The sequence below is a fragment of the Cupriavidus mimosae genome, from assembly GCF_023952485.1.
GTDB classification, from domain to species: domain Bacteria; phylum Pseudomonadota; class Gammaproteobacteria; order Burkholderiales; family Burkholderiaceae; genus Cupriavidus; species Cupriavidus taiwanensis_C.
In genome coordinates, this window is sequence record NZ_JALHRY010000005.1 from 131,923 (window position 1) to 150,575 (window position 18,653).

17 protein-coding genes are annotated in these 18,653 nt (G+C 68.8%); 11 read left to right on the plus strand and 6 right to left on the minus strand.

Features of this window, described 5'->3' with window-relative positions; translation table 11 throughout:
* Positions 1-30 precede the first annotated feature (30 nt).
* Complete coding sequence (locus MKD50_RS11270) at positions 31-1,014, minus strand: KpsF/GutQ family sugar-phosphate isomerase (protein WP_115706200.1); 984 nt, start codon at positions 1,012-1,014, stop codon at positions 31-33.
* Between MKD50_RS11270 and MKD50_RS11275 the strand changes: the two genes are divergently transcribed.
* Positions 901-1,158, plus strand: a complete 258-nt coding sequence (locus tag MKD50_RS11275) for a hypothetical protein (RefSeq protein WP_252667261.1) — start codon at positions 901-903, stop codon at positions 1,156-1,158. The two genes, MKD50_RS11270 and MKD50_RS11275, sit on opposite strands and share 114 nt — an antisense overlap.
* On the plus strand, positions 1,158-3,137 hold the full coding sequence (locus MKD50_RS11280; protein WP_111518223.1) for a monovalent cation:proton antiporter family protein: 1,980 nt from the start codon (positions 1,158-1,160) through the stop codon (positions 3,135-3,137). The genes MKD50_RS11275 and MKD50_RS11280 overlap by 1 nt, the downstream gene beginning before the upstream one ends.
* 27 nt (positions 3,138-3,164) lie before the next feature.
* Here MKD50_RS11280 and MKD50_RS11285 read toward each other — a convergent pair whose 3' ends face one another.
* Both MKD50_RS11285 and MKD50_RS11290 read right to left on the minus strand, forming a co-directional pair.
* Positions 3,165-3,539, minus strand: coding sequence for a ribbon-helix-helix domain-containing protein (locus MKD50_RS11285; protein ID WP_062802030.1), 375 nt, complete (start codon positions 3,537-3,539; stop codon positions 3,165-3,167).
* A gap of 103 nt (positions 3,540-3,642) precedes the next feature.
* Positions 3,643-4,221 (minus strand): DJ-1/PfpI family protein, encoded by a 579-nt coding sequence (locus tag MKD50_RS11290; RefSeq protein ID WP_115705758.1) that lies wholly within the window; start codon positions 4,219-4,221, stop codon positions 3,643-3,645.
* A gap of 205 nt (positions 4,222-4,426) precedes the next feature.
* Between MKD50_RS11290 and MKD50_RS11295 the strand changes: the two genes are divergently transcribed.
* The 3 genes from MKD50_RS11295 to MKD50_RS11305 all read left to right on the plus strand — a co-directional run bounded on the left by MKD50_RS11295 (position 4,427) and on the right by MKD50_RS11305 (position 7,540).
* Positions 4,427-4,999, plus strand: a complete 573-nt coding sequence (locus MKD50_RS11295; RefSeq protein ID WP_115705760.1) for an adenine phosphoribosyltransferase — start codon at positions 4,427-4,429, stop codon at positions 4,997-4,999.
* Between the two features lie 40 nt (positions 5,000-5,039).
* Positions 5,040-5,651, plus strand: coding sequence for a LysE family translocator (locus MKD50_RS11300; protein ID WP_252667155.1), 612 nt, complete (start codon positions 5,040-5,042; stop codon positions 5,649-5,651).
* Between the two features lie 209 nt (positions 5,652-5,860).
* Positions 5,861-7,540, plus strand: a complete 1,680-nt coding sequence (locus MKD50_RS11305) for a Na/Pi cotransporter family protein (protein ID WP_115705764.1) — start codon at positions 5,861-5,863, stop codon at positions 7,538-7,540.
* 136 nt (positions 7,541-7,676) lie between these two features.
* Here the strand turns inward: MKD50_RS11305 and MKD50_RS11310 are convergent, their stop codons facing one another.
* On the minus strand, positions 7,677-8,162 hold the full coding sequence (locus MKD50_RS11310) for an adenosine-specific kinase (RefSeq protein ID WP_115705766.1): 486 nt from the start codon (positions 8,160-8,162) through the stop codon (positions 7,677-7,679).
* Between the two features lie 141 nt (positions 8,163-8,303).
* Between MKD50_RS11310 and MKD50_RS11315 the strand changes: the two genes are divergently transcribed.
* Positions 8,304-8,870, plus strand: a complete 567-nt coding sequence (locus tag MKD50_RS11315) for a histidine phosphatase family protein (protein WP_252667156.1) — start codon at positions 8,304-8,306, stop codon at positions 8,868-8,870.
* Between the two features lie 24 nt (positions 8,871-8,894).
* Here MKD50_RS11315 and uvrA read toward each other — a convergent pair whose 3' ends face one another.
* Positions 8,895-11,759, minus strand: a complete 2,865-nt coding sequence (uvrA, locus tag MKD50_RS11320) for an excinuclease ABC subunit UvrA (RefSeq protein ID WP_115705770.1) — start codon at positions 11,757-11,759, stop codon at positions 8,895-8,897.
* 225 nt (positions 11,760-11,984) lie between these two features.
* Between uvrA and MKD50_RS11325 the strand changes: the two genes are divergently transcribed.
* The 5 genes from MKD50_RS11325 to MKD50_RS11345 all read left to right on the plus strand — a co-directional run bounded on the left by MKD50_RS11325 (position 11,985) and on the right by MKD50_RS11345 (position 17,249).
* The gene (locus MKD50_RS11325) at positions 11,985-13,247 is read left to right on the plus strand and encodes an MFS transporter (RefSeq protein WP_252667157.1); all 1,263 of its coding nucleotides are present in this window, start codon (positions 11,985-11,987) and stop codon (positions 13,245-13,247) included.
* A gap of 199 nt (positions 13,248-13,446) precedes the next feature.
* Entirely contained in the window at positions 13,447-13,986 is a 540-nt protein-coding gene (locus tag MKD50_RS11330) for a single-stranded DNA-binding protein (protein WP_115705774.1), read from the plus strand.
* A 276-nt stretch (positions 13,987-14,262) separates the two neighbouring features.
* Positions 14,263-15,309 carry a porin gene (locus MKD50_RS11335; RefSeq protein ID WP_252667158.1) on the plus strand — a complete coding sequence of 349 codons (1,047 nt, stop codon included), beginning with the start codon at positions 14,263-14,265 and terminating at the stop codon, positions 15,307-15,309.
* Positions 15,310-15,345: 36 nt separating this feature from the next.
* Positions 15,346-16,317: a Bug family tripartite tricarboxylate transporter substrate binding protein gene (locus tag MKD50_RS11340; protein ID WP_172582603.1), complete on the plus strand. Its 972-nt coding sequence runs from the start codon at positions 15,346-15,348 to the stop codon at positions 16,315-16,317.
* Complete coding sequence (locus MKD50_RS11345) at positions 16,314-17,249, plus strand: BMP family ABC transporter substrate-binding protein (protein ID WP_252667159.1); 936 nt, start codon at positions 16,314-16,316, stop codon at positions 17,247-17,249. Before MKD50_RS11340 ends, MKD50_RS11345 begins: the two co-directional genes overlap by 4 nt.
* Before the next feature lie 34 nt (positions 17,250-17,283).
* Here the strand turns inward: MKD50_RS11345 and MKD50_RS11350 are convergent, their stop codons facing one another.
* Positions 17,284-18,456 carry a GGDEF domain-containing protein gene (locus tag MKD50_RS11350; protein WP_252667160.1) on the minus strand — a complete coding sequence of 391 codons (1,173 nt, stop codon included), beginning with the start codon at positions 18,454-18,456 and terminating at the stop codon, positions 17,284-17,286.
* Positions 18,457-18,653 lie beyond the last annotated feature (197 nt).

Genomic DNA, 18,653 nt, shown 5'->3' on the forward strand with positions numbered 1-18,653 from the left:
TGCTGCGGGTGCCGTGGGTGGGGCGCCGGCTCAGATGACCTTGGCGCGGGTCAGGTCGTGGATATGCAGTGCGCCGGTCAGGCGCCCGTCGTCGTCCACCACCAGCAGCTGGTTGATGCGGTTGGCTTCCATCACCTGCACGGCTTCCACCGCCAGCTGGTCCTGGTTGACCACGTGCGGGTTGCGGTGCATGACCTCGCCGATCGGCACGGTCTTCCAGTCGCGCGGGGTTTCCAGCAGGCGGCGCAGGTCGCCGTCGGTGAACACGCCGATGGCGCGCCCGTCGGTATCCACCACCGCGGTCATGGCCATGCCCTTGCGCGTGATTTCCATCAGCGCCTGGGCCAGCGGCGTGCTTTCGCGCACCTCGGGCACGGCGTTGCCGGTGCGCATCACGTCGCGCACATGGGTCAGCAGCTTGCGTCCGAGCGCGCCCCCGGGGTGCGAGCGGGCGAAGTCTTCCTCGCCGAAGCCGCGCGCATCCAGCACCGCCACCGCGAGCGCGTCGCCCAGCGCCAGCGCGGCGGTGGTGCTGGCGGTCGGCGCCAGGTTCAGCGGGCAGGCTTCCTTCTCGACCGCCGCGTCCAGGTGGACGTCGGCCAGCTTGGCGAGGTTGGAGTCCGGATTGCCGGTGACCGAGATCAGGCGCGCGCCGATGCGCTTGACGATCGGAATGATCGACAGCAGTTCGCCGGTCTCGCCGGAATTGGAGAAGGCGATCAGCACGTCGTCGCGCGTGACCATGCCGAGGTCGCCGTGGCTGGCTTCGGCGGGATGCACGAAGAACGCGGGGGTGCCGGTCGAGGCCAGCGTGGCCGCGACCTTGCGGCCGATATGGCCGGACTTGCCGATCCCGGAAACGACCACGCGCCCGGTGCATTGCAGGATCAACTGCACGGCATGGGCAAAGTCGCCGTTCAGGCGGCCGGAAAGTGCGGAAACCGCATCGGCTTCGGTCTGGAGCGTGTCGCGGGCGAGCCTGAGTGCTCGATCCGCATCGAAATTGGCTATCATGGCGACGAAGTATACCAACGAATGCGACCGCACCTTGGCCGACCCACGGCGCGCGTCGCGCTCGCCCGTGCTCGCCGTATTTCCGCCGGCAGGGTGCCCGTGCCGGGTCGGCCGCGCGCCTCGCCGGTCACCCTGACCATCTGATGCATTCTCCGCTGGAACTGACCCTGGTGCTGCTGGCCGCCGCCGTGTTCGGCGTGGTCGCGTTCCGCATGCTGCAGCTGCCGCCGATGCTGGGCTACCTGGCCGTCGGCATCCTGATCGGGCCACATGCGCTGGGGCTGGCCAGCGATACCGCGCAGACCAAGTACCTGGCCGAATTCGGCGTGGTCTTCCTGATGTTCTCGATCGGGCTGGAATTCAGCCTGGCCAAGCTGCGCGCGATGAAGCGGCTGGTGTTCGGCCTGGGCGGCTCGCAGGTGGTGCTGTCGATGCTGGCGGTGGTGCCGGCCAGCTGGGCCTTCAACTGGCTGTTCCCGTTGTCGTGGCAGGCCTCGGTGGCGCTGGGCGGGGCCCTGGCCATGTCGTCCACCGCGATCGTGTCCAAGATGCTGTCCGAGCGCATGGAGCTGGAAAGCGAGCACGGGCGCAACATCATCAGCATCCTGCTGTTCCAGGACCTGGCGGTGGTGCCGCTGCTGATCGTGATCCCGGCGCTGTCGCGCGATCCGGGCGACCTGGTCATGGCGCTCGGACTGGCCACGCTCAAGATCGTGGTGGCGCTGGGCGCGATCTTCTTCCTGGGCCAGCGCCTGATGAGCCGCTGGTTCCATGTGGTGGCGGCGCGCCGCTCGCAGGAGCTGTTCATGCTGAACCTGCTGCTGGTCACGCTGGGCATGGCGGCGCTGACCGAGCGGCTGGGCCTGTCGATGGCGCTGGGCGCCTTCATGGCGGGCATGCTGATCTCCGAGACGCCCTACCGCCACCAGGTTGAGGAAGACATCAAGCCGTTCCGCGACGTGCTGCTGGGGCTGTTCTTCGTCACCATCGGCATGCTGCTCAACATCCGCGTGGTGCTCGACCATATCTGGCTGGTGCTGGCGCTGCTGGTGGTGCCGGTGCTGTTCAAGCTGGTGCTGATCGCGGCGCTGGCGCGCGTGTTCGGCTCGCGCCAGGGCGTGGCCATCCGCACCGGCCTGGGGCTGGCGCAGGCGGGCGAGTTCGGCTTCGTGCTGCTGAACCAGATCGACGGCCTGAACCTGGTCGACCCGGTGCTGATCCAGGTGATCCTGGCATCGATGCTGCTGTCGATGCTGGCGGCGCCGTTTCTGATCCAGTACAGCGATGCCATCGTGCTGCGCTTTGCCGCCAACGAATGGCTGATGCAGTCGCTCAACATGACCCGCATCGCCGCGCAGAGCCTGCAGACCGAAAAGCACGCCATCATCTGCGGCTTCGGCCGCAGCGGCCAGAACCTGGCGCACATGCTGGAGCGCGAGGGCATCAACTACGTGGCGCTCGACCTGGACCCCGACCGGGTGCGCGAGGCCGCCGCCGCGGGCGATACCGTGGTCTACGGCGACGCCGGCCGGCGCGAGGCGCTGATCGCCGCGGGCCTGCACCGCGCCGCCGCGGTGATCGTCACCTATGCCAACACGCCATCGGCGCTGAAGGTGCTGCACCATGTGCAGGAGCTGGCGCCGGCGCTGCCGGTGATCGTGCGCACGGTCGACGATTCCGAGCTCGACACGCTGCAGAAGGCGGGCGCCACCGAGGTGGTGCCCGAAATCATCGAAGGCAGCCTGATGCTGGCCTCGCACGCGCTGGTGCTGCTGGGGGTGCCGATGCGGCGCGTGGTGCGCGGCGTGCAGCAGGCGCGCGACGCGCGCTACAGCCTGCTGCGCGGCTATTTCCACGGCCGCGACGACGAAGAAGACATGGTCGAGCGCGACTCGGTGCGGCTGCATTCGGTGTCGCTCGGCCCGCAATCCACCGCGGTGGGCAGGCGCCTGGGCGTGCTGGGGCTTGAGCGCATCGGGGTCGAGGTGACCGCGGTGCGCCGGCGCGGCATCCGCGCCTTCGACCCGCAGCCCGAAACCGTGCTGGAGCCCGGCGATATCGTCGTGCTGCGCGGCCCGCCCGAGGCGCTGGAGGCCGCCGAGACGCGCATCCTGAACGGCTGAGCACCGGATCTGGCGCCGCAGCAAGCCTTAGTGCGGGCGCGGCTCGACCCAGGACTCTGGCAGGTTATCGAGCACCGCGCGCGGGTCCAGCGAGCGGATCGGCACGTCGCGATCGGCCGGGATGCGCCCCTCGCCCTGCAGCATCAGGTAGCGCAGGCAGCACACCCGCAGGAAGGACGAGAAGTTGCCCGCGACGGCCTCGCTGCCGCGGTGTTCGGTCAGTTCGTCGTGCAGGCGCGTGATCAGTTGGTTGACGGTCATGCCGTCGCGCTGCGCCAGTTCTTCCAGCACTTCCCAGAACAGGCTTTCCAGCCGGATGCTGGTGGCCGCGCCGTGCAGGCGCAGCGAGCGCGACTGGCTCTGGTAAGACGCCGGATTGGCGCGGATAAAGATTTCACACATCGAGGGCTCCCTGACGGGCGGGCGGCGCGGCCGGCAGGCCGTGCATGGCCGGCCGGGTCGGCAAGCCATGCATCGCGGGTGGCGGCGCCGCGTGCGGAAAGCACTAATGTACGATCCGCGTGCCCAGCACCGCAAGAAACTGCGCCAGCCAGGCCGGATGCGCCGGCCAGGCCGGGGCGGTGACGAGGTTGCCATCGGTGTGGGCCTGGTCGACCGGGATTTCGGCATAGGTGCCGCCGGCCAGCTTCACCTCCGGCGCGCAGGCCGGGTAGGCCGAGCAGGTCTTGCCTTCCAGCACGCCCGCGGCCGCCAGTAGCTGGGCGCCGTGGCACACCGCGGCAATCGGCTTGCCGGCCTGGGCGAAGTGCCGCACGATTTCCAGCACGCGTGTGTTCAGGCGCAGGTATTCGGGGGCGCGCCCGCCGGGGATGACCAGCGCGTCGTAGCCGGCCGGGTCGATCTCGGCAAAGCTGGCGTTGAGGGTGAAGTTGTGGCCGCGCTTCTCGCTGTAGGTCTGGTCGCCCTCGAAATCGTGGATCGCGGTGGCGCACGCGTCGCCCGCCCGCTTGTCGGGACACACGGCATCGACGGTGTGGCCGACCATCTGCAGCGCCTGGAACGGCACCATGGTTTCGTAGTCCTCGGCGTAGTCGCCCACCAGCATCAGAATCTTTTTTGCCATCGTGGTCTCCTGTATGGTTACGGGTGTCCGGCGGGTGCCGGACGCGGCAAGCCGGCGCGGGCAGCCCGTCCGGCCGGCAGGGCCATTGTGCTGGGCGCCCCGGTGGCGCGGGTGGTAATGGGTTACCACGGCGGGTTACCGCGCGTCCGCAGGCCGCCGCCACCGCTTTCTGACTGGGGCGCCGCGCGCCCATCCCCCGATCCCTATGGCAGATTCCATCATCCAGTCCCCCGACCTCGGCGACGTCACCGGCTACCTGCGCGAGCGCATCCGGACCGTGCCCGACTGGCCCCAGCCCGGCGTGATGTTTCGCGACATCACGCCGCTGCTGCAGGACCCTAAGACCCTGCGCGTGCTGATCGACGTGTTCGTGCACCGCTATATGGACGCGCAGCTGGACCTGGTCGCCGGCATCGATGCGCGCGGCTTTATCCTGGGCGCGATCGTCGCGTATGAGCTGAACCTGGGCTTCGTGCCGATCCGCAAGAAGGGCAAGCTGCCGTTCCAGACCGTGGCCGAGGAATACGAACTGGAATATGGCAGCGCCACGGTCGAGATCCACGCCGACGCCTGCCAGGCCGGCGACCGCGTGCTGCTGGTCGACGACCTGATCGCCACCGGCGGCACCATGATGGCCGGGCGCAAGCTGCTCGAGCGCCTGGGCGCGACCGTGGTCGAGGGCGCCGCCATCGTCGACCTGCCCGAGCTGGGCGGGTCGAAGCTGCTGCACGGTGCCGGGCTGCCGCTGTTCACCGTGTGCAAGTTCGAGGGGCACTGAGCGATGCGCGCGCAAGTAAAGACCCACGCAAGGAGTGTCCATGCCTGACCTGCTGCTGTTCCTGCTGACTTCCGTCGCCGTGACCGTGGCCCCGGGGCCGGACAACCTGCAGGTGCTGGCGCGCGGCATGGCGCAGGGAAGCCGCGCGGGGCTGGTGGCTGCGCTGGGCTTTTCGGTCGGCTGCCTGTTCCATACCGTGATCGCGGCGGTGGGGCTGGCCGCGGTGCTGCGCTCTTCGCCGCTGGCCTTCCAGTTGATCAAGTACGCCGGCGCCGCCTACCTGATCTGGATCGGCATCCAGGCGCTGCGTGCGCAGGGCGGGCTGGCGCAGGGCGGCACTGTCGATGCCGTGCCGCTGGCGCGCGTGTTCCGCCAGAGCGTGCTGGGCAACATGCTGAACCCCAAGGTCACGCTGTTCTTCCTGGTGTTCCTGCCGCAGTTCGTGCGCGCCGATGCCGCGCATCCCGGCCTGCAGTTCCTGCTGCTGGGCGTGGTCTTCATGCTGCAGACCGCGGTGGTGTTCTCGCTGTTCGGGCTGTGCGCGGGCTGGCTGGGCGCCTGGCTGCGGCGGCGGCCGGCCACGGGGCGCTGGCTGGACCGCGCTGCCGGGGCCATCTTCGTCGGACTCGGCATCAAGGTCGCGCTGCCCTGAGCCGGATCCTGGCAGCGCCGCCGGCGCTGCGCTGCCGCATCGTCATGGCGCAAGCCGATGGCGGCGTTGCCATGTTACCCGCGCCCCGCAGCGCGGGCCCATGCCGTTGCCGGTGCCGGGGGCCGGGCGCATAATGAGCCCTTGACAACGACACGATGACCGGGCGGAGCCTCCGGCAGTATTCGGCACCGGTCACACAAAGGCGCACCATGGGCGTTCTCCTTCACCTGTTATCGGGCGTGGCCCTGCTCGTCTGGGGCACCAACATCGTCAAGGTCGGCATCCTGCGCGTCTACGGCGCCAACCTGCGCCATGTGCTGTCGACCAGCGTCTCCAACCGCTTCACCGCCTTCCTCGCAGGCCTGGGCGTGACCGGGCTGGTCCAGAGCAGCAACGCCACCGCGGTCATCGTCAGCTCCTTCGTCGGCCAGGGCCTGATCGCCGTGGCGCCGGCGCTGGCGATCATGCTGGGCGCCAACGTCGGCACCGCGCTGATGGTGCAGGTGTTCTCGCTGGACCTGTCGTGGCTGTCGCCGCTGCTGATCTTCGTCGGCGTGATCTGCCACCTGACCTGGAAGGGCAGCAAGCCCGGCCACGTCGGCCGCGTGCTGATCGGGCTGGGCCTGATCACGCTGGCGCTGGAACTGATCTCGATCGCGACGCGGCCGGTGGTGCAGGCCGCCGGCGTCAAGGTGCTGTTCGCCTCGCTGACCGGCGATGCGGGCCTCGACATGCTGGTCGGCGCGTTCCTGACCATCCTGTGTTATTCCAGCCTGGCCGTGGTGCTGTTCTGCGGCGCGCTGGCCTCGGCCGGGGTGGTGTCGATCCACGTGGCGCTGGCGCTGGTGCTGGGTGCCAACCTGGGCTCGGGCGTGTCGGCGTTGCTGACCACCTCCGGCAATAACCAGCCGGGCAAGCGCGTGACGCTGGGCAACCTGCTGTCGCGCCTGCTGGGCTGCCTGATCGCGCTGCCGCTGCTGGGCCAGGCCGAGGAACTGCTGGCGCTGCTCGACCACGAGCCGCAACGGCTGATCGTCAATTTCCACCTGCTGTTCAACGTTGCGCTGGCGGTGCTGCTGCTCGGCGCCACCGCGCCGCTGGCGCGCCTGTGCGAAAAGGTGCTGCCCGGGCGCAATACCGGCGACAGCCAGGTCACGCCGCGCCATCTCGATACCGCCGCGCTGTCGACGCCCACGCTGGCGCTGTCCAATGCCGCGCGCGAGGTGCTGCGCATCGGCGACCGCGTCGAGCAGATGCTCGACAACATGCTGCGCGTGATGCGCACCAACGACGCCAAGCTGGCCACCGCCACCTGCCGCATCGACAACGAGGTCGACGACCTCTACACCGCAATCAAGCTCTACCTGACCCGCATCAGCCTCGAAGCGCTGGACGAGCGCGACGGCCAGCGCTGGACCGAGATCATCTCGCTGACGATCAACCTGGAGCATGCCGGCGATATCATCGAGCGCATCCTGCTCGATACCAAGGACAAGAAGATCGCCCACAACCTGATGTTCTCCGAGGCCGGCATGCAGGAGATCGCCGAGATGCACGCGCGCCTGGTGGCCAATCTGCGGCTGGGTTTGTCGGTCTTTCTCAACGGCGACTTGAAGAGCGCGCAGGCGCTGATGGCGGAAAAGGCCAACTTCCGCGAACTGGAGCGCAAGTACGCACGTACCCATCTGCAACGCGTGGCGGTGCAGACCGCGGAAAGCATCGAGACCAGCTCGCTGCACCTGGACGTGATCAGCGAGCTGAAGCGGCTGAATTCGCTGTTCTGCGCGACGGCCTATCCGGTGCTGGAGCAGGCCGGCGTGCTCAACCGCAGCCGCATGAAGGAAGGCGAGGTGGCGCCGGTCACGAGCGTACAGGCGGCGCAGCACTGAGCTCCGGCACTGCCGATCCCACGTGTTTGCTCCCTCTCCCGCTTGCGCGAGAGGGAGAACACCTTGCTTGGGCTAGCTCGGGCGGCTTTGGCGCACCCAAAGCCGCGCTCCTCTTTCGCGTCTGTCCGGGGTGTTTTTAAAGCTTGTACCCAAACTTCCGCAGCAACGCCTTTCGTTCCGCCACATCCGCCTCGGTCTCGATCCCCAGCGGCGAGGCGCCGTCGATCACCCCCACCACGCCGCGCCCGGCATCGGTCTGCGCGACGATCACCTGCGTCGGGTTCGCGCTCGCGCAGTAGATCCGGCATACCTCGGGCACCGCGCGCACCGCGCCCAGCACGTTCACGGGGAAGAAGCCGTCGCCCAGGAAGATCAGGAAGCTGTGCCCCGCGCCGATGGCGCGCGCGTTCTCGCAGGCCATGTCGATCAGGTGCTCGTCGGTGCCCGACCAGCGCACCAGCCGCTTGCCCGAGGCCTCGCAGAACGCCAGCCCGAAGCGGATGCCGGGCACCGTGCCAACCATCGCCTCGTGCAGGTCTTCCACGGTCTTGATGAAATGCGACTGGCCGAAGATGAAGTTGGTGGCTTCCGGCTTGGTGACCGGTACGACCGTCAGTTCCATGGCGTGGCTCCTGTGCGATGGGTGTCGCCGTCCGCTTCATGGTAGGGCGCGAGGTAGCGAAAGCAAGCCGGCGCCTGCTATACCGGATGGGTTGGCCCACCACCGGAGCCGCCCATGCCCGCCTTCTGCAGATGGCTTGCCATGCTTGCCATCGCCCCGACGCTTGCCGCCGCACAGGTCGCTCCGGCGTCACAGCGCGAGATTGGGGTAAGCGAGCTGCAGCGCCCTAATGTCGTGGTGGTATTGCGCCATGCCAGCGCGCCGGGCGTCGGCGACCCGCCCGGCTTCCGGCTGGCCGATTGCGCCACCCAGCGCAACCTCGACGCGCGCGGACGCGAGCAGGCGGAGCGGCTGGGTGCGAGCTGGAAGGCGGCCGGGTTCCGGCCGACGCAGGTGTGGAGCAGCGCCTGGTGCCGTTGCCAGGACACGGCGCGGCTGATCGGGCTGGGACCGGTGCAGGTGCAGCCGCTGCTCAATTCATTCTTCGGCGCCGATGCGCAGCGCCGCGACGCGCAGGTCGCGCAGCTGTCGCGGCTGATCGACGGTCTCGACCCGCGCGGCGGGCCTTACCTGATGGTCACGCACCAGGTGGTGATCACCGCGCTGAGCGGGCACGGCGCCGACAGCGGTGGCGGCGTGGTGATCGATTTGCCGCAGGGCGGCGCGGCGCGGCGCACGCGGGTGTTGCCGGCCGCCGGACTCGACTGAGCCCGGCCAGTGGAGATCAGCAGGTCAGGCGCGCTTGAGCAGCGGCGCGAGGTACTTGCCGGTAAAGCTCGCCTTGCTCTTCGCCACCGCCTCCGGCGTGCCCCGCGCGATTACCTGGCCGCCGCCGGCGCCGCCTTCGGGTCCCATGTCGATCAGCCAGTCAGCGGTCTTGATGACGTCGAGGTTGTGCTCGATGATGACGACGGTATTGCCCTGGTCGCGCAGCTTGTGGATGACCTTGAGCAGCAACTCGATGTCGTGGAAGTGCAGGCCGGTGGTGGGCTCGTCCAGGATATAGAGCGTGCGCCCGGTATCGCGCTTGGACAGCTCCAGCGACAGTTTCACGCGCTGCGCCTCGCCGCCCGACAACGTGGTCGCCGACTGTCCCAGCCGGATATAGCCCAGGCCCACGTCCAGCAGCGTCTGCAGCTTGCGCCGCACCACCGGCACCGCGCTGAAGAACTCATGTGCCTGCTCGACGGTCAGGTCAAGCACCTCGGAGATGTTCTTGCCCTTGTACAGCACCTCCAGCGTTTCGCGGTTGTAGCGCTTGCCGTGGCAGACGTCGCAGGGCACGTACACGTCGGGCAGGAAGTGCATCTCGACCTTGAGCACGCCATCGCCCTGGCAGGACTCGCAGCGCCCGCCCTTGACGTTGAACGAGAAGCGGCCCGGATCGTAGCCGCGTTCCTTGGCCGACGGCACGCCGGCGAACAGTTCGCGGATGGGCGTGAACAGGCCGGTGTAGGTGGCCGGGTTGGAACGCGGGGTGCGGCCGATCGGGCTCTGGTCGACGTTGATGACCTTGTCGAAATGCTCCAGCCCCTCGATGCGATCATGCTGCGCTGGCTCCGGCGTCGAGCCATAGAGGTGGCGCGCCACCGCGTGGTAGAGCGTGTCGTTGATCAGCGTCGACTTGCCCGAGCCCGACACGCCGGTGATGCAGGTCAGCAGGCCAACCGGCACTTCGGCGGTGACGTTGCGCAGGTTGTTGCCGCTGGCGTTGACGATGCGCAGCAGCCGCTCTTCATCCGGCGCGGCACGCTGCTTCGGCACTTCGATGCGGCGCTGGCCGGACAGGTATTGCCCGGTCAGCGAAGCCGGCGACGCCTCGATCTGCGGCGGCGTGCCCTCGGCCACGATCATGCCGCCGTGCACGCCGGCGCCGGGGCCGATATCGACCACGTAGTCGCAGGCGCGGATCATGTCCTCGTCATGCTCGACCACCAGCACCGAGTTGCCGATGTCGCGCAGGTGCTTGAGCGTGCCGATCAGGCGGTCGTTGTCGCGCTGGTGCAGGCCGATCGACGGCTCGTCCAGCACGTACATCACGCCGGTCAGGCCCGAGCCGATCTGCGACGCCAGCCGGATGCGCTGGGCCTCGCCGCCGGACAGCGTATCGGCGCTGCGCTCCAGCGACAGGTAGTCGAGCCCGACGTTGTTGAGGAAGTTCAGCCGCGCGGTGATCTCCTTGACGATCTTGTCGGCGATCTCGCGCTTGGCGCCATGCATGTCCAGCGTCAGGAAGTAGGTCAGCGCGTCGCGCAGCGGCCAGCCGTTGATCTCGAAGATCGCGCGTGCCTGCTCGCCTTCGCCGAGCTTGACGTGGCGCGCCTCGGTGCGCAGCCGGGTGCCGTGGCAGGCCGGGCAGGGCTGGTTGTTCTGGTACTTGGCCAGTTCCTCGCGCACGGCAACCGAATCGGTCTCGCGATAGCGGCGTTCCAGATTGGGAATGATCCCTTCGAACACATGCTCGCGCACCGTGGTGCGGCCGCGCTCGTTGATATAGGTGAACGGGATTTCCTGCTCGCCCGAGCCGTGCAGCACCACCTGCTGCACGTTTTCCGGCAGTTCCTCGAAGGCGGTGTCGGTGTCAAAGTCGTAGTACGCCGCCAGGCTTTGCAGCATCTGGAAGTAGAACTGGTTGCGCCGGTCCCAGCCCTTGATCGCACCCGACGCCAGCGACAGGTTGGGGAAGGCCACCACCCGCTTCGGATCGAAGAACGTGATCTGCCCCAGCCCGTCGCAGCTCGGGCACGCGCCCATCGGATTGTTGAAAGAGAACAGCCGCGGCTCCAGCTCCTGCAGCGAATACGAGCAGATCGGGCAGGCAAAGCGCGAGCTGAAGGTGTGCTCCTTGCCGCTATCCATCTCCAGCGCCAGGGCGCGGCCGTCGGCCAGTCGCAGCGCGGTCTCGAACGATTCGGCCAGGCGCTGCTTGATGTCGGCGCGCACCTTTACGCGGTCGACCACCACGTCGATGCTGTGCTTCTCGGTCTTCTTCAGCTTGGGCAGCTGGTCGACTTCATAAACCTTGGCCTGCGCCTCGTGCGCGGTGCCGCCGCCCGAGCGGATGCGAAAGCGCACGAAGCCCTGCGCCTGCATGCTGTCGAACAGGTCCGAGTGCTCGCCCTTGCGGTCGACCACCACCGGCGCCAGGATCATCAGCTTGGTGTCTTCCGGCAGCGCCAGCGCCGCGTCGACCATCTGCGACACGCTCTGCGCCTGCAGCGGCAGGTTGTGGTCGGGGCAGTAGGGGGTGCCGGCGCGCGCGTACAGCAGGCGCAGGTAGTCATGGATCTCGGTGACGGTGCCGACGGTCGAGCGCGGGTTGTGGCTGGTGGCCTTCTGCTCGATCGAAATCGCCGGCGACAGCCCTTCGATCAGGTCGACATCGGGCTTTTCCATCAGCTGCAGGAACTGGCGCGCGTAGGCGGACAGCGATTCCACGTAGCGGCGCTGGCCCTCGGCATAGAGCGTGTCGAAGGCCAGCGAGGACTTGCCCGAGCCGGACAGCCCCGTAATCACGATCAGCCGGTTGCGCGGCAGGTCGAGATTGATGTTCTTCAGGTTGTGGGTACGCGCCCCACGGATCTTGATTTCTTCCATATGCCGAAAAGTCGTCGCCAGGCGGGCCGCCCCGGCCGGAATGCGCGCCCGGGCGCACCTCTCGGGGGCAGCCGGCATGGCCAGGTGACCCGGGAAGCGCGAAGGAGCAAACCTGTTAATATACCCAACTTCGGTTTCCGGGGTTGTCCGGCCACCAGCGGACCCGACGATTGCCGCCCAACGGCAACCAGCCCTACCCCGAATCCACACGATCCCACGATCGCAATGCCGTCGATCCCTTCTTCTTCCACGGAAACTTCCCCGGAAACGGGTGCCGCCGACGCATCCCAGGCTCCCGCGCGCGAACGCATGACGCGCGCCGAACTGCGCGCCGCGGTATCGCTGGCCAGCATCTTCGCGTTGCGCATGCTGGGCCTGTTCCTGATCCTGCCGGTCTTTGCCGAATACGCCCGGACGCTGCCCGACGGGCAGGACGCCCAGCGCGTGGGCCTGGCGATGGGCATCTACGGCCTGATGCAGGCCTTCCTGCACATCCCGCTGGGCTGGCTGTCCGACCGCGTCGGGCGCAAGCCGGTGATGGTGGGCGGCCTGCTGCTGTTTATCGCCGGCGGACTCGTGGCCGCGTTCTCGGACACGCTCTCCGGCGTCATCGCCGGGCGCGCGCTGCAGGGCATGGGCGCGATCTCCGCCGCCATTACCGCCTGCATCGCCGACCTGACCCGCGAACGACATCGCACCAAGGCCATGGCGATGGTGGGCGGCAGCATCGGGCTTACCTTCGCGCTGTCGCTGGTGATTGCCTCGCCGCTGCTGCACAGCATCGGCATGTCCGGCATCTTCGGGCTGATGTCCGTGCTGGGCCTGGTCGCCATCGGCGTGACCGTGTTCCTGGTACCAACCCCGCCGCCGCCGCACCCGGTGCGGCTGCCGTTGCGCAAGGTGCTGCTCAACGGCGACCTGGCGCGGCTCAATGTCGGCGTGCTGGCGCTGCACGCGTCGCAGGTGGCAATGTTCATGGTGGTGCCGGCGATGCTGGCCGATGCCGGCATGCCGCTGGACCAGCACTGGAAGGTCTACCTGCCTGTCGTGCTGGTGTCCTTCGTGCTGATGCTGGGGCCGATGATGGCGGCCGAGCGCTACGGCCGCGTGCGCCCGGTGCTGCTGGGCGCGGTCGCGCTGATGACCGCGGTGCAGCTGCTGTTTGCCGCGGTGCACGGGCTGTGGGCGATCGTCGGGGTCTTGCTGCTGTTCTTCGTCGCCTTCAATGTGCTGGAGGCAATGCAGCCCTCGCTGGTGTCGCGCTACGCCGCGGCCGCGCGCGGCGCGGCGCTCGGCGTCTACAACACCACGCAGGCCCTGGGCCTGTTCCTGGGCGGTGCCGCGGGCGGCTGGCTGCTCAAGCACGAGGGCCGCAGTGCCGTGTTCGTGGGCTGCGCGGCGGTGCTGTTGCTGTGGCTTATAATCGCCTGGAGCATGAAGGCGCCGCCGGCGCGCGGGCAGGAAGCCGCACCGGCGCCCGCGGCCTGAGCCGGCGCCTGGTTTCGCATCATTTCGTAAAGCATTTGGGCCAGAAAGAGGCCTAGCATCATCGCGCCACCCGGCATTCTGGCGGGGGCGCGATGTTCGTTTACGTCGCGGCACGATCGCGTCAAACTACCACCCGCTTTCACCGTCATCGTATTGCCACGCTTTTCAACACCGCGCGTGGCTTTTGGAGAACATTCACATGGCATCGGTCAACAAAGTCATTCTCGTCGGCAACCTCGGCGCAGACCCCGAAACGCGCTACATGCCCAGCGGCGACGCCGTCACCAACCTGCGCCTGGCCACCACCGACCGCTACAAGGACAAGCAGTCGGGCGAGATGAAGGAAGCTACCGAATGGCATCGCGTGGCGATGTTCGGCAAGCTGGCCGAGATCGCCGCCCAGTACCTGCGCAAGGGCTCGTCGGTCTATATCGAAGGCCGCATCCGCACCCGCAAGTGGCAGGACCAGTCCGGCCAGGACAAGTACTCCACCGAGATCGTTGCCGACCAGATGCAGATGCTGGGTTCACGCCAGGGCAGCGGCGGCGGCGGCGGCGATGAAGGCGGCTACGGCGGTGGTGGCGGCGGTGGCGGTTATAGCCGCGAATCGTCGGGCGGCGGCTACGGCGGCGGCCGTGGTGCCCAGGGCGGCGGTGGCCAGCAGGGTGGCGCGGCGCGCCGTCCGCAGCAACCGGCCTCGAACGGCTTCGAGGATATGGACGACGATATTCCGTTCTGAGTATCGCGACACAAGCGCGACACAAGCTCGCCAGCATTGCCATCGAACCCCCGCGCTGCGGGGGTTCTGCTTTTTGGGGGCCGAATGCATGCAGGCGTGTCGCGCGCGGCCGGCTTATTCAGACCCTTCCCGCGCGCTGAACCCGCACAAACCTCATGACCTCATGCGCACACATTCGTATGCGCGCCACCGGTCAAGCCCTATATTTTGCGTTCTTATTTTGTATGCAAAATGGAGGTGCCCGTGAGGGTGTGGAATGCAGGACGTGGCTACGCCATGCCCGTGGCAATGGCCGGCTTGGTGGCCGGCATGGCTGGCGGGGCCAGCAGTACGGTGCGCGCACAGCCGGCGCCGTCGGTTTCGGTCTATGGACTGATCGACACCATGGTGCGCTACTCGAACAACAACCGCGGGGACGAGCACCTGGCCGAACTGGGCGAGGGCTACTTCAGCGGCTCGCGCTGGGGCATGCGCGGCACCGAGGCGCTGGGCGGGGGATGGGCGGCGCTGTTCACGCTGGAAAGCGGCTTTGATCTCGCCACCGGCACCTCGCTGCAGGGGACGGCGATCTCCAACTACGGACAAGTCGGCACGCAGGGCGCGGGCCGCCTGTTCGGCCGGCAGTCGTACCTGGGCGTCGAGCACCAGACGTGGGGCAAGCTGACCTTCGGCCGCCAGTTCACCACGGCCTACGATGCAACATTCCGCTTCCAGCCCTATGGCCATCCCAACCTGGATGCGGTGGCCGTCCTGAACGGCTACACCGGTCCGCGGCAGGACAACATGGTCAAGTACGCGGGTAGGCTGGGCGCGTTGTCGGCGGCCGCGCACTACACCTTCGGCGAAGTGCCCGGTGACGCGACGGCGGGCAGCAGCCGGGGCCTGGCGCTGGCCTGGACGACGGCGCGGATCGACGTCGGGGCGCTGCTGCAGCGTACCGATGCGCTGCCGACCGCCGAGGCGCGCACGATCTGGGGCCTCGGCGGCAGCAGCCAGCTCGGCCGCGTCAAGCTGGCGCTCGGCTACCTGGACCACCGCTACCACCTCAGCCCGACCCGAAATCATGTGCTGACCGGCGGCGCCACGCTGCAGGCGACGCCCGCGCTGGCGCTCTCGCTGGCGGCGGGCTATGACCGGCAGACCGCGGCCAGCGGCCATCGGCTGATGCTGACCGGTGTGGCCGAGTACGCGCTGTCCCGGCGCACCAGCGTCTACGCCGAAGCCGACTTCAATCGCATCAGCGGGGCCTATGCCTTGCCCGCCTTCATGGGCGTGCGCGGCAACAAGTTCGGCGGCGGTGTCGGCCTGCGCCATCGTTTGTAAGACGGAGAGCGCATCGTGGTTTCCAGAAGACAATGCATGGCACGCCTGCTGGCACTGCCTGCGCTCCCCGCGCTGGCCGCGATGCCGGCGCAGGCGGAGCGCGGCGTGGCATGGCCGCGGCATCCGGTGCGGCTGGTGGTGACGTTCCCGCCCGGCGGGTCCAGCGACATCGTCGCGCGCCTGCTGGCGCCGCTGCTGCAGGAGCGGCTGGGCCAGCCGTTCGTGACCGACAACCGCCCGGGAGCGGGGTCCACCATCGGCGCCGCGGCCGTCGCCGCCGCGCCGAACGATGGCTACACGCTGCTGATGTCGAACTCGGCGGCGCTGAGCATCTCGCCGTTCCTGCTCCGGCGGCCCAGCTACGACCCGGTGCACAGCTTTACCCATGTGCATTACATCGGCGCGGTGCCGATGGTGTTTGCGGTGCACCCCTCGGTGCCCGCGCGCAGCCTGGCGGAACTGGCAGCGTGGATCCGCGCGCAGCGCGATCCGGTGCCGTTCGGCAGCGGCGGCGCGGCATCCGTGGCGCATATCGTCGGTGAACTGTTCGCGCAGCAGGCCGGGCTGAAGCTGACCCACGTGCCCTACAAGGGCGCGGGGCCCATGCGCACCGACCTGCTTGGCGGGCAAATCCCGTTCGCGGTGGACGCGTTGCCGCAGAACCTGCCGTTCCTGCAATCCGGCGACCTGCGCCTGCTGGCCGTGACCTCGGCCCGGCGGGTGCCGCAGGCGCTGCGGCTGCCCACCGTAGGGCAAGCCGGCTATCCCGGCCTGGTGGCCGAAAACTTTGTCGGCGTCTCGGCGCCGGCTCATCTTCCCGAGGACATCGTGCAAAGCTTGCATCAGTCACTGCAGGGCATCCTGCAACAACCGGCCGTGCGCGGCCACCTGGAGGCCCAGGGCTTCGTGCTGGCCGAGCGCCGGCCCGACGCATTCGCCGCCTACGTGCGGCAGCAGGTGCAGGCATGGGGGCCGGTGGTCGCGGCCACCGGGGCGACGCTGTCATGAGCGCGCGCATCCAGGTGGTGCTGTTCGGGCCCGAGGGCCGCGGCAGCTTCAACGAGGCCGGACATGCCGGCGCCGTGCGCGCGCGGGACGCCGGCCATGATGTGGCCGTGGCATGGATTGCCGACCCGGATCCGCAGGCGCGCGCCGCGGCCGTGCTGGCATTGTGCGAAAGCGCACCGGACCTGGTCGTGGCCCACGGCGGCCAGGGCGACTATCCGGTCGCCGTGGCCGCCGCGCGCCATCCGCTGCGCCGCTTCGTGGTCACGCAGGGCAGCGTGCTGTGCGCCAACACCGCCAGCTACACCGTGCTGCAGGAACAGTCCGCGTTCCTTGCCGGCGTGCTGGCGGCGACGGATTCGCGCACCGGGGTGGTGGCGCACCTGTCCGGCGAGAAAGTGCGTCCCGGCCTGAAGGGCCGCGCGGCGTTCCTCCATGGCGTGCGCAGCGCCATGCCAGGCGCGACGGCGCTGACGACCTTCTGCGGCAACCAGCATGACCCCGCACTCGCCAGCCGCGCCGTCACCGCGCAGGCCCGCGCGGGTGCCGATATCGTCTTTGCGATGATCGATGGCGGCCGCGACGGCGCCATCGCCGCCTGCCGTGCCAGCGGCATCCGCCAGATCGGCAACGTGCTGGACTGGACGCTCAGGCATCCGGAGGTGTTCCTGGCTTCGGCCGTGGCCGATAGCGGCTTGTGCGTCGAGCACGCGATCGCGGATTTTGCGCGCGACCGGGTCGCATGGGGGACGGTGCGCGCGTTCGGACTCGAGACGCCGGCCGCGGTGCGGCTGGCGCTGGGCCGCGTTGTCAGCCAGGCCGCGCGCGTGGCGCTCGACCGCTGGAGCCAGCGGCTGCTCGCCGGTGGCGTAGCGGTGGACGAAGACTATGCCGGCCCCGAGTTCGAGGCCGGCGTCACGCCCGCGGTCCTCTAGTCATCGCAGTACCGGAGGCGGCCGTCCGCGGGTTTCACGCCAGCGCCGGCAAACCGGCCTCCCGTTCCCACTCGACGCAGTTCCGCCCGTTGTGCTTGGCCGCGTACAGCACGTTGTCCGCGCGCATCAGCAGCGCTTCCAGGTCTTCGCCCGGCCGCAGCGTGGCCACCCCGAAGCTGGCAGTCACGTTGCGCATGCCTGGCAGGGCCTCCATGCTGGTCTGCTCCAGCGTCTGGCGCAGCCGCTCGGCCAGCTGCAGCGCCGCGTCGTGCGGGGTGTCGGGCAACAGCACGACGAATTCCTCGCCGCCCAGGCGCGCGGCGATATCGCGGCGGCGGATGCCCGCGGCGATGATGCGGCCGACCTGCGTCAGCACCGCATCGCCCGCGCTGTGGCCGTAGTTGTCGTTGATGAACTTGAAGAAGTCCAGGTCGCACAGCAGCACGCTCAGCGACTCGCCCGGGGGCGGCGGGATCTGGCGCGCGGCCAGCGTCTCGAGGCTGCGGCGCGTGTGCAGCTGGGTCAGCGCATCGGTATCGCGTTCATGGCGCAGGTCGTCGATCACGTCCTGCGCCGTCGCCGCCAGCTGCGCCAGCCCGAGCGCCAGCAGCAGCAAGGCCAGCGTGGCCTGCAGCCATAGCCAGCATGCGGTGGGGGGCAGCGCGGCGGCATCGTACGCGGTGCCCGGCGCCAGCGCCAGCAGCGTGCGCGGCAGGAACTGGAGCGCGAACACCAGGTACACCCAGAACAGCATCCGGTCGACGGTGCGTCCGGTGCGCAGCCGGGCCAGCGGCGCGACCCCCGGCAGCAGGATCAGCGCGACGCCGACATTCAGAATGTAGATGCGCGCGACCAGGCCCGGATACACCAGGTCGAACCACGCGACCATGCCGAACAGCGCGAGCGGCAGCGCCACCGCCACGCAGCGGTCGGGACGCGCGCCGATGCGGGCCAGCATGCCGCGCAACAGCAGCACGGCGCTGCCCAGGTAGAGCGCGCCGGTGACGGTGGCAGTCCCGCCGCCAGCGCGCGGAGGCCACAGGACCTGCAGGCCGATGGCCGCGGCGGCCAGCAGATAGCAGGCGCCCATCTGCAGCAGGTGGGGCCGCGTGCGCTCGTGGCGCCATGCAAAAAGGAAGCAGAGCGCGAGCAGCAAGGCAATGGCGGGATTGACCAGTGCCAGGAATCGACCGGCATCGTGCAACACGGAGAGTCCCCTGTCTTGGTGTCCTCTGGCAGGGGATGAAGCCCGCGTGCGAAGCGCGTCAAAGCGCGCAAGCCAGGGAACATGGAAAGCGGAATGCGCCCGCGCATGCGCGGTGTCACGCCGTCGGCGGGGCCTGCAGTGCGGCCCGCAGCAATGAACTGGGCGGCAACTGCCGGTAACAATTTGTTTCTGTGCGA

What these genes read in the sequence shown, in the direction of transcription:
- MKD50_RS11275 (WP_252667261.1), top strand. Translation starts at nt 901, where the DNA reads ATGGGCAAAGTCGCCGTTCAGGCGGCCGGAAAGTGCGGAAACCGCATC.
- MKD50_RS11270 (WP_115706200.1), bottom strand. Translation starts at nt 1,014, where the DNA reads ATGATAGCCAATTTCGATGCGGATCGAGCACTCAGGCTCGCCCGCGAC.
- MKD50_RS11280 (WP_111518223.1), top strand. Translation starts at nt 1,158, where the DNA reads ATGCATTCTCCGCTGGAACTGACCCTGGTGCTGCTGGCCGCCGCCGTG.
- MKD50_RS11285 (WP_062802030.1), bottom strand. Translation starts at nt 3,539, where the DNA reads ATGTGTGAAATCTTTATCCGCGCCAATCCGGCGTCTTACCAGAGCCAG.
- MKD50_RS11290 (WP_115705758.1), bottom strand. Translation starts at nt 4,221, where the DNA reads ATGGCAAAAAAGATTCTGATGCTGGTGGGCGACTACGCCGAGGACTAC.
- MKD50_RS11295 (WP_115705760.1), top strand. Translation starts at nt 4,427, where the DNA reads ATGGCAGATTCCATCATCCAGTCCCCCGACCTCGGCGACGTCACCGGC.
- MKD50_RS11300 (WP_252667155.1), top strand. Translation starts at nt 5,040, where the DNA reads ATGCCTGACCTGCTGCTGTTCCTGCTGACTTCCGTCGCCGTGACCGTG.
- MKD50_RS11305 (WP_115705764.1), top strand. Translation starts at nt 5,861, where the DNA reads ATGGGCGTTCTCCTTCACCTGTTATCGGGCGTGGCCCTGCTCGTCTGG.
- MKD50_RS11310 (WP_115705766.1), bottom strand. Translation starts at nt 8,162, where the DNA reads ATGGAACTGACGGTCGTACCGGTCACCAAGCCGGAAGCCACCAACTTC.
- MKD50_RS11315 (WP_252667156.1), top strand. Translation starts at nt 8,304, where the DNA reads ATGCTTGCCATCGCCCCGACGCTTGCCGCCGCACAGGTCGCTCCGGCG.
- uvrA (WP_115705770.1), bottom strand. Translation starts at nt 11,759, where the DNA reads ATGGAAGAAATCAAGATCCGTGGGGCGCGTACCCACAACCTGAAGAAC.
- MKD50_RS11325 (WP_252667157.1), top strand. Translation starts at nt 11,985, where the DNA reads ATGCCGTCGATCCCTTCTTCTTCCACGGAAACTTCCCCGGAAACGGGT.
- MKD50_RS11330 (WP_115705774.1), top strand. Translation starts at nt 13,447, where the DNA reads ATGGCATCGGTCAACAAAGTCATTCTCGTCGGCAACCTCGGCGCAGAC.
- MKD50_RS11335 (WP_252667158.1), top strand. Translation starts at nt 14,263, where the DNA reads ATGCCCGTGGCAATGGCCGGCTTGGTGGCCGGCATGGCTGGCGGGGCC.
- MKD50_RS11340 (WP_172582603.1), top strand. Translation starts at nt 15,346, where the DNA reads ATGGCACGCCTGCTGGCACTGCCTGCGCTCCCCGCGCTGGCCGCGATG.
- MKD50_RS11345 (WP_252667159.1), top strand. Translation starts at nt 16,314, where the DNA reads ATGAGCGCGCGCATCCAGGTGGTGCTGTTCGGGCCCGAGGGCCGCGGC.